The 14,734-nt window shown below is 36.2% G+C and carries 12 protein-coding genes; all 12 read left to right on the forward strand.

Annotated elements, in window-relative coordinates:
- Positions 1-29: 29 nt before the first annotated feature.
- A complete protein-coding gene (locus ABS916_RS06375) occupies positions 30-866 on the forward strand; it encodes a metallophosphoesterase (RefSeq protein ID WP_350451092.1) in 837 nt (278 codons plus the stop codon).
- Positions 867-1,021: 155 nt separating this feature from the next.
- Entirely contained in the window at positions 1,022-3,199 is a 2,178-nt protein-coding gene (locus tag ABS916_RS06380) for a Tex family protein (protein WP_350451093.1), read from the forward strand.
- A gap of 175 nt (positions 3,200-3,374) precedes the next feature.
- The gene (locus tag ABS916_RS06385; protein WP_350451094.1) at positions 3,375-3,827 is read left to right on the forward strand and encodes a SprT family protein; all 453 of its coding nucleotides are present in this window, start codon (positions 3,375-3,377) and stop codon (positions 3,825-3,827) included.
- A gap of 32 nt (positions 3,828-3,859) precedes the next feature.
- Positions 3,860-5,281: a glycosyl hydrolase family 28-related protein gene (locus tag ABS916_RS06390; protein WP_350451095.1), complete on the forward strand. Its 1,422-nt coding sequence runs from the start codon at positions 3,860-3,862 to the stop codon at positions 5,279-5,281.
- An 80-nt stretch (positions 5,282-5,361) separates the two neighbouring features.
- Entirely contained in the window at positions 5,362-6,840 is a 1,479-nt protein-coding gene (locus tag ABS916_RS06395; RefSeq protein WP_350451096.1) for a nicotinate phosphoribosyltransferase, read from the forward strand.
- Between the two features lie 127 nt (positions 6,841-6,967).
- On the forward strand, positions 6,968-7,795 hold the full coding sequence (gene nadE / locus ABS916_RS06400) for an NAD(+) synthase (RefSeq protein ID WP_350451097.1): 828 nt from the start codon (positions 6,968-6,970) through the stop codon (positions 7,793-7,795).
- Between the two features lie 131 nt (positions 7,796-7,926).
- Positions 7,927-8,871, forward strand: a complete 945-nt coding sequence (locus ABS916_RS06405; protein WP_350451254.1) for a glycosyltransferase family 2 protein — start codon at positions 7,927-7,929, stop codon at positions 8,869-8,871.
- A 37-nt stretch (positions 8,872-8,908) separates the two neighbouring features.
- Entirely contained in the window at positions 8,909-10,807 is a 1,899-nt protein-coding gene (locus tag ABS916_RS06410) for an LTA synthase family protein (RefSeq protein WP_350451098.1), read from the forward strand.
- Between the two features lie 74 nt (positions 10,808-10,881).
- A complete protein-coding gene (gene nagA, locus ABS916_RS06415) occupies positions 10,882-12,012 on the forward strand; it encodes an N-acetylglucosamine-6-phosphate deacetylase (RefSeq protein ID WP_350451099.1) in 1,131 nt (376 codons plus the stop codon).
- Between the two features lie 33 nt (positions 12,013-12,045).
- Entirely contained in the window at positions 12,046-12,753 is a 708-nt protein-coding gene (nagB, locus tag ABS916_RS06420; RefSeq protein ID WP_350451100.1) for a glucosamine-6-phosphate deaminase, read from the forward strand.
- Between the two features lie 10 nt (positions 12,754-12,763).
- The gene (locus ABS916_RS06425; RefSeq protein WP_350451101.1) at positions 12,764-13,480 is read left to right on the forward strand and encodes a GntR family transcriptional regulator; all 717 of its coding nucleotides are present in this window, start codon (positions 12,764-12,766) and stop codon (positions 13,478-13,480) included.
- A gap of 140 nt (positions 13,481-13,620) precedes the next feature.
- The gene (locus ABS916_RS06430; RefSeq protein ID WP_350451255.1) at positions 13,621-14,700 is read left to right on the forward strand and encodes a glycosyltransferase family 4 protein; all 1,080 of its coding nucleotides are present in this window, start codon (positions 13,621-13,623) and stop codon (positions 14,698-14,700) included.
- Positions 14,701-14,734: the final 34 nt, after the last annotated feature.

Genomic DNA, 14,734 nt, shown 5'->3' on the forward strand with positions numbered 1-14,734 from the left:
TTATACAAGTTGCAATAAAGGAGATTTTTATGAAAATTGGTGTGCTATCAGATCTACACATTGATACCAATAAGAAAAAATTAAATGGAACAGAAACGTTTGCGAACATTATTGTCAAACAAATTAACCACCAAAACATCGATGTCCTATTAATTGCTGGGGATATTAGTAGCGATTATCTAGTATCTCAACAATTTATAGATGAAGTCACAGACAAAAGTGGTATTCCCATTTTATTTGTCCCAGGAAATCATGACTTTTGGTCATTAAGAAATGGAGAAACAGATACAAAAAAAATCTACCAGTTTTTTGAGAACCAACCTGATAGTTTATTGAACAAACCGTATATTTTGAATGACGAATGGGCAGTGGTTGGTAATGGTGGTTGGTATGATTACGGCTATGCGAATCAGGAAAAATACACTAAGTCAGAATTCGATGATATGAAATTGAGAGTTGGTGTATGGCAAGATAAACGTTATGTCCATTGGGGAAAAGGCAATAAGCAAGTTGCCCAATGGATGTTAGATAAGTTAGAAGCTGATCTTCAATCTATTGGAGACCGAAAAGTTATTTTAATGACTCATGTTGTTACCCATCCGAAATTTGTTGTGTCATTGCCACATAAAATATATGATTATTTTAATGCTTTTCTAGGAAGCTCTTCTTATGAAAAGCTGTATCAAGACTACCCAATTGTTTATAGTATTATGGGGCATGTCCATTTCAGAAAAACCTTAGTAGAGAACCAAGTGAATTATATTTGTGCTTGTTTGGGAGGCTCGAAACACTGGCTGACCAAAGATCCGGAAGCAGAAGTAATGAATGCACTACTGACATTTCACTTGCCAGAAAAAACGAAGTAACTAAAAGTGAGCTAAGTATGCAAAAAGATTAAACTCTTTTTGCATACTTTTTTGTTTAGTTAATAAATTACAGAGGTATTTAAGAGGAGTTTGGTTAGCCTCATATGTTTATGGTAAAATAGTTAAGTAAAGTGGAACGAGAGAGGAAGAAATACATGATGGAAACAAACGAATCAATTGTAATAGATTTATTGAAAAATGAATTAAAAAGCTACTCTAAAAAGCAAATAACAACAGTCTTAGATCTATTGGCTGAAGGGAATACAGTCCCATTTATAGCTCGATACCGGAAAGAAATGACCGACATATTGGATGAAGTCCAAATACGCGAAATAGAAGAGCGTCACCAATACTTAACAAATTTAGAAAAGCGTAAAAATGACGTTTTAAGAAGCATTGGAGAACAAGAAAAATTAACACCAGAACTTGAAGGTAAAATTAAAAAAGCGACAAAAATGCAGTTGGTGGAAGATTTGTATCGTCCATTCAAACAAAAACGACGTACAAAAGCCACGATAGCTAAAGAAAGCGGCTTAGAACCTCTAGCACAATGGTTGCTGTCATTTCCAACGACCGATGTGCAAGTGGAAGCTGAAAAATACATCAATGAAGAACACAAAATTGCTACAGGAGAAGAGGCATTAGCTGGGGCACACGAAATTATTGCTGAACGAATTGGGGATGAACCAACATACAGAACTTGGATTAGGGAATATAGTTCTAAAAATGGTGCAATCACAGCTAAAGTTAAAAATGCTGAAAAAGATGAAAAAGGAACTTTTGAAATGTACTATGACTATAGTGAACCGTTGACAAAAGTTGCATCTCATCGTATTTTAGCGATGAACCGTGGAGAAAAAGAAGATATCTTAAAAGTTTCTTTTGATTTGAACGAACAAAAAATTCATGAGTATTTGGAAAAACAATTAATTGAGCAGTCTAATTCCACTGCGGTTCCGTTTATAAAAGCGGCTTTTGAAGATAGTTACAAACGGTTCATCGGACCATCTATTGAACGTGAGATCCGTGCAGAATTAACAGAAAAGGCTGGGGAACAAGCCATTCATATTTTTGGAGAAAATTTACGCAATTTATTATTACAAGCTCCATTAAAAGGAAAAATTGTTTTAGGGTTAGATCCGGCTTATCGTACAGGATGTAAACTAGCGGTTATTGATCCTACAGGTAAGGTGCTAGCAATTGATGTGATTTATCCACATAAACCAGCGGGTGCATCTGCACGTGCTGAAGCAGCGGTAAAATTCAAACAATTAATTGACTCGTATCAAGTTGAAATGATCGCAATTGGAAATGGAACAGCTAGCCGTGAATCTGAAACGTTTGTTTCGGAAAACTTAAAAGAAATGGAACGACAAGTTTTCTACGTGATTGTAAATGAAGCGGGTGCATCTGTTTACTCAGCAAGTAAGACAGCTCGTGAAGAGTTCCCTGATCTGCAAGTTGAGCAAAGAAGTGCGGTTAGCATTGCCCGCAGATTGCAAGATCCGTTAGCTGAACTTGTAAAAATTGATCCTAAATCAGTTGGTGTTGGTCAATACCAACATGATGTCTCTCAAAAGCGCTTGGAAGAACGCTTAGATTTTGTCGTAGAAACAGCAGTTAACCAAGTGGGTGTAAATGTAAACACTGCAAGTGCACCTTTATTGCAACACGTTGCTGGATTGAATAAAACCACTGCTACCAATGTTGTGGCTTACCGTGAAGACAATGGTCGCTTTGAAAGTCGTGCTCAATTGAAAAAAGTTGCTCGCTTAGGCCCTAAAGCGTATGAACAATCTGTAGGATTCTTACGCATCATTGACGGAAAAAATGTCTTAGACAATACAGGTATTCATCCAGAAACCTATAAAGAGGCAAAACACATGTTAGAATTAGCTGGATTAACTTTATCAGATGTTGGGAGTCTAGAAGCCAAGAAAGTTTTGGAGAAAATGGACGTAGCAGCATTGGCTGAGCAAGTTGGTTTAGGTAAAGAAACTGTAAAAGATATGCTACAGGCATTGTCAAAACCTGGCCGCGACTTAAGAGATGAGCTATCAGCTCCGTTATTGCGTACAGATGTTTTAAGTATGGAAGATTTAATACCGGGCATGGAATTAGAAGGAACGGTTAGAAATGTGGTTGATTTTGGGGCATTTGTAGATGTTGGTGTTAAGCAAGATGGAATGGTTCATATTTCTAAATTAAGCAAAGGCTACATTCAACATCCAACAAATGTTGTTTCAGTAGGCGATGTTGTGACGGTTTGGGTCGATAATGTGGATCTGAAAAAAGGTCGAATCGCCTTAACAATGTTGAAACCAAAAGAGTAAGTGAGTTAGTTTCGCATAAGTATTTGTATATAGAAAAGAGGGTGGGATTTTTGTCCCATCCTCTTTTTCGTAACGGCTTTTAGTTGTGAGACAACCTATTAACTTGTAAAATAAATTATAAGTAAATAGATTAGAAAGTGAAATGAAAAATGAGTTTGGAAAAGGAAGAGTAGTTATGAATCAAGCGGAACTACAAACTTTAGTTGAAAAGACCTCGTGCGATTTTTTTGGGTTACCTTTTCAGCATGAAGCAGTATTTAACCCTCGTTTGCGTACAACAGGAGGACGCTATCATCTAAAATCCCATAATCTAGATTTTAATCCAAAGATTCTAGAAGCTTTTGGAGTGGAAGAATTTTTAGGAGTGATCAAACATGAATTGTGTCATTACCATCTGCATTTATCAGATGGTGGTTTTCAACATAAAGACAAAGAATTCAAACAATTATTAACAGCTGTTGGTGGATCAAGATTTGTAAAATCATTAAGTAAACCTCAACCAGTAAAGAAAAAACTACTTTACAAATGCCAAGGATGTTCTCAAGTAATTTATCGACAGCGCAAAGTCAATACACAGAAATACGTTTGTGGTCAATGTAGAGGTAAATTAGTGTACATTGAGATTTGATAGAAAACGAGCGGACCTTAGGAGGGAAGAGAATGAATCAAGAGCAAGTGATCCAGCAAAAATTAACGGCTATTTTTCCAATGTACGAAAATCCAATGCAAAAACAAGGAGCAATCAAGCAAACTGAAGACTTGTTTCGTACGTTAACTGGTAAATTAGCTGATACTAAAACGAGGAGGCTAATGATAAATGGACCAAGTAGAAATAAGACTGACTTTACTACAGAACGACCTGTCTTGGTCGATCAGGATGGAAAAGTTTCTCCGCTTTGGAAAATAGTATTAGATTATGAAATGACTTGGTTGGAAAATAAAATAACTACCGTTTCTGTAGTTGATTATGGGGCAATCGGAGACGGTAAATCAGATTGTACAAAAGCTTTTAAAAAAGCACTTTCCTCCGGGTATAGACGTGTCCTCGTACCACCAGGAAAATATGTCGTTAGAGGAATTGAACTCCCTTCTTGTACAGAAATGATTGGAAGTGGCATAGACGAGACTGTTCTCATTTTGCATAAATCTGCTCCAAAAAAGACACGATTGATCACGAATAAACACTATTTAAACGGAGATCATCATATTCGTATTGAAGGAATGAGTTTAGACTGGAACGTTGCAAGATTGAAAGGTCACGAAAAAACAGCTAGTGGTGGGACTTTTTCCAGCGGCATTACCTTAGCTCACGTTAAGTATGCACTCGTTCGTAATGTGAAAATCAGCGACCCAGGACTGCATGGCATTGATGTCACATCTCCAGTGTACAATTATCTTGGAGATGGACTTAGAGCAAGAGGAGGTAGTGAGTATATCTGGATAGACCAAATTGAAGCCAGTGGTTTTGGCGATGATGGGATAACGACTCACCATAGTGATTATATATTCATCTCTAACTCCTATGCCCATCATCCTAGTGGTCGTGCTCATAAAAATGGCTATTCAAACTCCAATGGAATTGAGATCGATGACGGTTCACAACATGTTACCTTGACGAATAACCATACGGCTTTTTGTTTTGGAGGAGTCGAAATAAAAGCACATGAAACAAGCTCTGCAGCCTCCGATATCCAAATCATTGGCCATTTTTCGGACCACGATAACCGTTCATACAATTTTAGACACATTGGTCACCACCAAGCAGAAGAAGAGTATTCTATGTCAGCATTTGGCATACGAGCAACCTTTCTTGCAGCTTGCTACCCTCAAGTGACAAAGTTGTATACAGCCTCAACCCCAAGAGCGCTAGTGGTATCAGCTTATCAAAAAGTAGCGATCCATCAATTTTTCGCAATAACAAAACCTGAAAAGCGTTTAGATAAAATTGCTATATCTGTTCAATACCGTGCAGGAGAAGTAGCCATCAAAGAAATTCGATTAAAAAGTTATGAAGGAGCTAGCAACCCTATTCGTCTCGGGAAAGAAACCGGACGAGTATATATAGATGAAGTAAATGAATGAGATAAAATGTTGAAACCATCTTTTTTTTCAAGCTTTTATGGTATGATAAAAAGGAAAAAATGAGAGTTAGGGGAAGAGTAATGAATACGATATATCCAGATGACAGTTGGGCATTACACACTGATTTATACCAAATCAATATGATGAAAACGTATTGGGAACTCGGAAAAGCAGACACACATGCGGTTTTTGAATCCTATTTTAGAAGCAATCCTTTTAATAGTGGGTATGCTGTTTTCGCTGGCTTAGAACGCATTGTACAGTATATTCAAAAATTAAAGTTTACACAAAGTGACATTGACTACTTAAGAAGTTTAAACACGTATCCAGAAGCATTTTTAGATTATTTAAAAGATTTTAAATTTAAAGGAACGATTCGTTCCATGGTTGAAGGAGAAGTTGTTTTTGCAGGGGAACCACTTATTCAAGTAGAAGGTCCGTTAGCAGATTGTCAACTAGTTGAAACAGCTATTTTAAATGTTTTAAATTATCAGACCTTGATTGCGACAAAAGCGTCTAATATCAAATCTATTGTAAAAGATGAGCCCGTTTTAGAATTTGGCACACGAAGAGCACAGGAAATGGATGCAGCTATCTGGGGAACAAGAGCTGCTTTTATTGGAGGGTGTGACGCTACCAGCAATACACGTGCAGGTAAAATATTTAATATACCGGTTAGCGGAACACATGCACATTCATTAGTACAAGTTTACCGAAATGATTATGATGCGTTCATAGCGTATGCTACGACACATAAAGATTGCGTTTTTCTCGTAGATACTTATGACACATTGAAATCGGGTGTGCCGAATGCTATACGAGTTGCAAGAGAACTTGGTGACAAAATCAACTTTTTAGGTGTGCGTATTGATAGTGGAGACATGGCATACATTTCAAAAAAAGTACGCCAACAACTGGATGATGCTGGATTTACTGAAGCAAAAATATATGCCTCAAATGATTTAGATGAAAAAACAATTTTAAATTTAAAAATGCAAGGTGCACGGATCGATGTTTGGGGTGTAGGAACCAAACTGATCACTGCTTATGATCAACCTGCTCTGGGAGCTGTTTACAAATTGGTTTCCATTGAAGACGAACAAGGCAATATGGTGGATACATTGAAACTTTCCAGTAATGCTGAAAAAGTTTCAACTCCTGGTAAAAAACAAGTATGGCGCATCACTAAGAATGATGATGGAAAGTCAGAAGGCGATTACATCACTCTTTGGGAAGAAAGACCCGACCAAAAAGAAGAATTGTTTATGTTCCATCCGGTACACACATATATTAATAAAACAGTAACGAATTTTAGTGCCAGACCATTGCTGAAAGAAATTTTTGTAGATGGAGAATTAGTGTATGATTTGCCAAAATTAACAGAAATTAAAACGTATGCTGAAGTCAGTCTAGGGATGCTTTGGGAAGAGTACAAACGCAGCTTGAATCCAGAAGCCTATCCAGTAGATCTATCACAATCAGCGTATCACCATAAAATCAAGTCCATTGAAAAAGCTCGTGATGACGTGAATAAATTGTCAAAAAAACAAATTATCTAATAGTAAAATAGCTTCAAAAAAAAGAATCAATTACTGATTCTTTTTTTTGAATTAGAAATATTAGAGTCGTAAAAAGAACTATGCTATACTACATTTAACGATTAATCAAAGAGAAGAGGCTACCGTTATGTCAGATTTAAAAAACCAAATTATTGAAGAAATGCGTGTTCATACATCTATTGATCCAAAGGTTGAAGTGCGAAAAAGTGTGGATTTTCTAAAAGACTATTTGAAGAAGCACTCATTTTTAAAAACACTAGTATTAGGTATTAGTGGAGGACAAGATTCTACATTAGTTGGGAAATTAAGCCAATTGGCTATGACTGAATTGCGCGAAGAGACTGGAGACAGCAGCTATCAATTTATTGCTGTACGACTTCCTTATGGCGAACAGGCAGACGAAAAAGACGCTATGGATGCAATAGCCTTTATCGAAGCGGATAAAGTAGTTAAAGTGAATGTAAAGCCTGGAGTAGATTCAACAGTAAAAACGCTAGAAGATAGTGGAACATTCGTGAGTGACTTTGTAAAAGGAAATATCAAAGCTCGTCAACGGATGATCATTCAATATGCGATAGCTGGAAGTCATAATGGGGCAGTAGTAGGTACGGATCATTCTGCAGAATCGGTTACGGGATTTTATACAAAATTTGGAGATGGTGGTACTGATATCAATCCTATCTTTAGATTAAATAAGCGTCAGGGGAAAGCTTTACTAAAAGAACTAGGGGCACCTGAACATCTTTACAAAAAAATTCCAACGGCTGATTTAGAAGAAAATAAACCTTCTTTACCAGATGAGAAAGCTTTGGGTGTCACTTACGATCAAATTGATGACTATTTAGAAGGTAAAGATGTACCCGAAGAAGCAGCACTGAAAATTGAAAACTGGTACATGAAAACAGAACACAAACGTCACCTTCCAATTACTATTTTTGATGATTTTTGGAAATGAAAATATTAGAATAGTTGGAGATAAGAGACACTCAAAGGCTGGGAAATTTATTCCAGCTTTTTTCTGTTATAGATAAATGGTCATTCATGTATGATTGCTCAAAATTAGGTAAAGAGGTGAGAGTAGTGAAAATGGAAAAATTGTCACTTGTGGTCCCTTGTTATAATGAGGAGCAAACGATTCCCCTTTTTTTTGCTGCAGTTGAAAAGATTCGGCCAACCTTAGCCAATATAAGTATTGAATATATTTTTGTTAACGACGGTTCGAAAGACCAGACATTAACTGTGTTGAGAGAAATGGCATTAAAATACCCTGATGCTATCCGATACTTATCCTTTTCAAGAAATTTTGGAAAAGAAGCAGCATTATTTGCAGGATTGGAACATGCTACGGGAGATTACGTAGCTGTAATGGATGTTGATTTGCAAGATCCTCCGGAACTATTGCCTCAGATGCTTCATCTTATACGGCAGGAAAAGTATGATTGTGTAGGAACAAGAAGAGTAAGTCGAAAAGGTGAACCGGCTATCCGGTCATTTTTAGCCAAAGAATTTTACCGGCTTATGAACCGCATTTCAGCAGTTGAGTTTGTAGATGGAGCGCGCGATTACAGGTTAATGACTCGTCAAATGGTCGAGGCCATTCTTTCTATGACGGAAGTTAACCGTTTTTCAAAAGGCATTTTTAGCTGGGTAGGGTTTGATACAACGTATTTAGAGTATGAAAACAAAGAGCGTGCTGCCGGGAAAACGTCTTGGTCATTATGGTCCTTATTTAAATATTCGCTGGATGCAATTGTTGATTTTTCCGATATTCCATTGGCCATTGCCTCTTTTGTAGGATTATTTTCTTTTTTAATTGCCCTTTTCTTTATGATCGTGATTGTCATCCGAACGGTTTTATTTGATGATCCAACAGCCGGCTGGCCTTCTTTAGTTACCATTATATTGGCCATTGGCGGATTGCAACTGTTTTGTTTAGGAATAGTAGGTAAATATTTAGGGAAAACCTATTTGGAATCAAAGAAAAGACCGATTTATATTTTGAAAGAAACCGATAGTGATAAAAAAAAGTAACAACAATTCAAGAATTTTTTTAGTGAAGGTGAATGAAATGAGAAAATTACATGGGAAACAAACGAATTCATCTACATATCGCTATCTAGCTATTTTTAAAGAGTATTTGAATGCGATCTTACTAGGTTTGATTGCTTCATTTATAGGGAATTTTGGACTGCAATTTTTTCAAAATCAATACAGTTTTTCTTTAGCTGTAAAATTTGCCTTTCAATGGCATACGGAAATGTTTTTAATAGGGGTATTTTTGCTGTTTACTATCTACTTATGGATAACAGCCATAAGTGGTTCGCGTTGGTTGAGTACCCTTATTCTGTCCGTTGGAGTAGTAGCAATAGGTATAACGACACAACAAAAAATGGCTTTACGTGGTGAACCTTTGTATCCATCTGATTTGACCATGATTAAAGAGTTGCCTTTTTTGATCCAAATGATCGATCGCAAGCTACTTTTAGTCATCAGTATTTTTCTAATCAGTACTATCATACTGAGCATATCTATTTTTATTAAGCATAAAAAAAGATCAAAATCCTTTACTGATTCTAAACAAAAAAAATGGAATTGGTTTGTAAGAGGCGGCACATTCATTGTGACAAGTGCTATTCTTTTTTATAGTCTAGGGTTTAATCAGCCGGGTAATTTGGTGAAATCTGCTTATGATCGACATGCTTACTGGATTCCTTACAGTCAGCAAATGAATTATTACAACAATGGTTTTATAGGTGGATTTTTATATAACCTTGGCGTAGAAGCTATGACCAAACCAGCAGGGTATTCAGAAGAACAACTAATAAAAGTAGTTCAAGAATATGAAGAAAAAGCAGTTAAAGTAAATCAGACAAGATTAGCATCAATAAAAGACGTAAATATTATTTATGTCATGAATGAAAGTTTTTCAGATCCCTCAGCTCTTGAAGGAGTTACCGTTTCAAAAGACCCGATTCCGAAGCTACGAGCATTAAAGGACACTGCCTTAAGTGGAACGATATTATCTCAAGGTTATGGAGGTGGAACAGCTAACATCGAATTCGAAGCTTTAACAGGCTTGTCAATGGAACCGATGACTGCTAGTTTAACAACTCCCTATACGCAATTGGTTTCTAGGATGAATGAGTTGCCGTCAGTTGTTTCTTATTTGAATCAGCAAGGACATGCCACAACGGCTATTCATCCGTATGATACAACGATGTATAAACGAAATGAAGTTTACCAAAAATTAGGGTTTACAACGTTTTTGACGGAAACAACTATGGAATTTGTGGGTAAAAAAGACCGGAATCCGTATATTTCAGATGAATCCGCTTATCAAGAAGTCTTGCAACAAATGAAAACAACACAAGAGCCTGATTTTATCCACTTGGTTACGATGCAGAACCATATGGTTTACAGCGGTAAATACCCTAAGACAAACTATTCTGCTCAAGGGACAGGAAATGCTAAAGAAGCAGCCAATTATCTACAAGATCTAGCGTATAGTGATGATGCATTGGCTGAATTTTTAAAAACAATAGGTCAATCAACTGAAAAAACGATCGTTGTTTTTTGGGGAGACCACCTGCCAAGTTTTTATAATGAGACTGTAGTCGAAACGAATGGACGTTTAAAAATGCACCAAACGCCATTGCTCATCTATTCTAATTTTGCTGAAAACTACGATACAATTGGAACCATTAGTCCTATTTATTATATGAATCATATTTTAGACATTGCAAATGCTCAAGTTACTCCTTACCATGCTTTTTTGATGGAGTTGGAAGAGGAATTGCCTGCTTTTGAAAAAGAGACATACCTTGAACGCGATTCAACAGTTGTAGCTGCCAAACGAGAAGATCTTTCAAAAACAACACAAGAGTTGCTAAAGGTATACGATATGATTCAATACGATGTAACAGTAGGTGAAAATTATAGTAAAGTACATGATTTTTTTGAAGATTAGGTGCTTTACTTTTTTGCTTGCTTTTTTGGTCTATACCATTTATAATGATAAAAAAGAGCAAAGGAGAATACAAAATGGCTAATGTACTAATAAATGCAACTATTTACACAGGAAAAGAAAAAGTTGAAAATGCGTTTATTCGCTTTTCTGAAGAAATTTTAGCTGTAGGAAAAATGAGTGATTATAAAAAAGAATCAACGGATCAAGAACAAGATGCTGCTGGAAAAATAGTTTTACCAGGTTTTATTGATGTTCACAGTCATGGTGGTTACAGCTATGACAACATGGACAGCAGTGCAGATGAAATCAATCAGATGCTTCAAGAAATGTATAAAGAAGGCATCACTTCTTACTTTGCAACAACAATGACACAGTCTTATGAAGCGATTGATAAAGCACTTATCACCATCAATGAAGCTGCTAGTAAAAACCCTGTGATTCAAGGAATTCATTTAGAAGGTCCTTTTGTATCAAAAGAGTTTAAAGGAGCACAACCAGAAGAATTCATTCGCATACCAGACGCAAAACAAATGGAAAAATGGAATAAGTTAAGTGGAAATCGTATTCGCTTAGTCACTTATGCTTCTGAAACAAGTGATGCGTCAGAATTTGAAGATTATTGTATGAGTCAAAACATTGTTCTTTCAATCGGTCACAGCAACGCAACTAGAGCCCAGTTGATGGACTCTAAAGCTTCACATATTACACATTTGTATAATGCACAAAGAGGGCTGCATCATCGCGAGCCAGGAGTAACAGGACATGCCTTTCTAGAAGACGCTATCTATACAGAAATGATTGTTGACGGCTATCATATTCATCCTGATATGGTCAACTTAGCGTATAAAATTAAAGGACCAGACCGGATTGAAGTCATCACGGATTCGATGCGTGCAAAAGGTTTGCCTGATGGTGAGAGCGAATTAGGTGGGCAAAAAGTCTTAGTAAAAAATAATCAAGCAAGATTAGAAGATGGAACGTTAGCAGGAAGTGTATTGACGTTTAATGATGCATTTAAAAACATTATGGCATTTACTGGTTGCTCCATTGAGGATGCTGTAAAAATGACTTCTGTCAATCAAGCAAGAGAATTCGGTTTAAATAAAAAAGGCAGTCTCGAAGCGGGTAAAGATGCCGATATGATCGTAATGAATAGTGAATTCGAAGTAGAGCATACATTTAGTTACGGAAAAATGGTTTACTAAACTAGAATCGAAAAGAAAAGGTGGAAATTAATAATGGAAATAATTATTGTGAAAGATAACGTAGAAGGCGGAAAAAAAGCATTTGAATTGATTAAAGAAGGTATGGATCAAGGAGCAAAAGTACTAGGTTTGGCTACGGGAAGTACACCTGTTTCGTTGTATCATGAAATGATCCAAAGTGACGTAGATTTTTCAGAAATGACGGCTCTTAATTTAGATGAGTATGTTGGACTTGCTCCTACAGATCCTCAAAGCTACCATTATTTTATGGAAGAACAGTTATTTTCTAAAAAACCATTCAAAGAAACATTTGTGCCCGATGGAATGGCTAAAGATGCAAAACAAGAATGCGAACGCTATGATCAAATTATTGAAACACACCCGATTGATATTCAAGTTTTAGGTATTGGAAGCAACGCACATATTGGATTTAATGAACCTGGAACTTCTTTTGATTTAACAACGCATAAAGTAGAATTATTGCCATCTACTATTGAAGCAAATAAACGCTTTTTTGATAATGCTGAAGATGTTCCGCGTTTAGCTTATTCAATGGGAATCAAGTCAATTATGAAATCTGAAAAAATTATTTTAATGGCTTATGGTGAAACAAAAGCAGAAGCTATTAAAAAAGCTGTAGAAGGACCTGTAACACAAGAAGTTCCGGCAAGCATCTTGCAAAATCATAAGAATGTGATTATGATTGTAGATGAAGCAGCAGCGAAATTAATGCAACGATAGGAGCGAAATCATGGCTAAGGCGACACCAATTTATATTCAAATTCATAATCAAATACGAAAAATGATAGAACAAGAAGTTTGGAAAATAGGAGAGCGTATTCCTTCTGAAAGAGATTTAGCTATCCATTTTAATGTCAGCCGAATGACCTTGAGGCAAGCCGTACAAACTCTGGTAGATGAAGGAATATTAGAGCGAAAAGTAGGCTCTGGCACCTATGTATCCAATAAAAAAGTACAAGAAAAAATGGCTGGTATTCAAAGTTTTACCGATATTATGACTTCACAAGGAAGAAAACCCACAAGTAAAACGATCTCCTATCATGTCAAGCCTGCGAGTGTAAGTGAAGCAGAAAATTTAAAGCTTGAACCAGAAGCAATGGTTTTAAGAATGGAACGTATTCGATATGCAGATGATATTCCTATTTGTTTTGAAGTGGCAACGATCCCGTATCACCTCGTTGAATCATTAGGAAAACAAGAAATTACTAAATCACTTTACAAAGTTTTAGAAGCGGAACAAGGCATCACGGTTAAACGAGCGGAACAAACGATTTCCGCTATGCGTGCTTCTGAAAAAATTGCGGAGTATTTATCTATAAAACGTGGCGAATCGATTCTTCAGTTGAAACAAATCAGTTACTCAGAAGAAAACTTACCATTTGAGTATGTCCGTACTCAATATGTTGGGGAAAGATTTGAATTTTATTTAGAAAAGGATTTACGCTAAGCAACAAGTAGCGTAAATCTTTTTTGCTGTTAAAGGGGCTTCAGTCCAGTCAAACTAAATTGCAATTGTATTTTAGCCATTAAATTTGTATAATGAGAGCAAGAATGGCTTTGAAAGTAGGTTTCTTTTTTATGTATGATATGTTTCAAGTATTGGTGTTCTGCTTATTAACGATCATAATCAGTTTTATGCTGACACCGCTAATAAAAAAATTGGCATTAAAAGTAAATGCTATAGACAAACCTGGCGAAAGACGAGTAAATGTAAAGGCGATGCCAACTTTAGGTGGATTGGCGATCTACTTGTCTTTTTATTTTTCCCTATTTTTTTTGCAGCCAATTCCATTTAAACAAGTTCTGCCGTTATTTGTTGCTTCTACTGTAATTATTATTACTGGAATGATTGATGATTTAATCGAGATCTCCCCAAAAATGAAATTATTGGGTATCCTAATAGCTGCACTAATTATTTACTATGTAGCTGATATACGAATGGATCTCGTTACCTTGCCATTAATTGGGAAGATACAGTTAGGAGTCTTTAGCTTACCCATTACATTAATATGGATATTAGCTATTACAAATGCAGTCAATTTAATAGATGGCTTAGATGGATTAGCAACAGGAGTTTCAATTATTGCTCTAACAACTATGGGTATTATTGGATTCTTCTTTTTAACAATTGCTGATGTGGCTGTTCCAATCATGATTTTTACTCTTGTTGCAGCAGCCATTGGATTTTTACCCTATAACTTTTTTCCAGCACGTATTTTTTTAGGTGACACAGGCGCTTTATTTTTAGGTTTTATGATATCTATTATGTCACTTCAAGGCCTAAAAAACGCAACGTTGATTACTGTTATCATACCGGTCGTCATACTAGGCATACCGATTACAGATACGGTTGCAGCCATATTGAGAAGACGATTAAATCGAACACCAATTTCGAGTGCAGATAAAATGCATTTGCACCATCGTTTAATGACGCTGGGATTGACCCATAGACAAACGGTGCTTGCTATTTATAGCATTGCCGCTATGTTTTCATTAATTGCATTGATGTATCCTTTATCTACTTTTTTGGGATCCATTATGTTAACAGTAGGCTTATTGCTTGGTCTAGAGTTGTTCATGGAATTAATTGGATTAGTCAGTGAAGAAAGAAGACCTTTATTATCAAAATTCAGACGTTTTGCAAAAAAATTAAATCGAAAAAGATAACTAAAACAAAAACGGGTACAAGACTGTTAAGTCT

Source organism: Carnobacterium sp. (assembly GCF_040274945.1).
GTDB lineage: Bacteria > Bacillota > Bacilli > Lactobacillales > Carnobacteriaceae > Carnobacterium_B.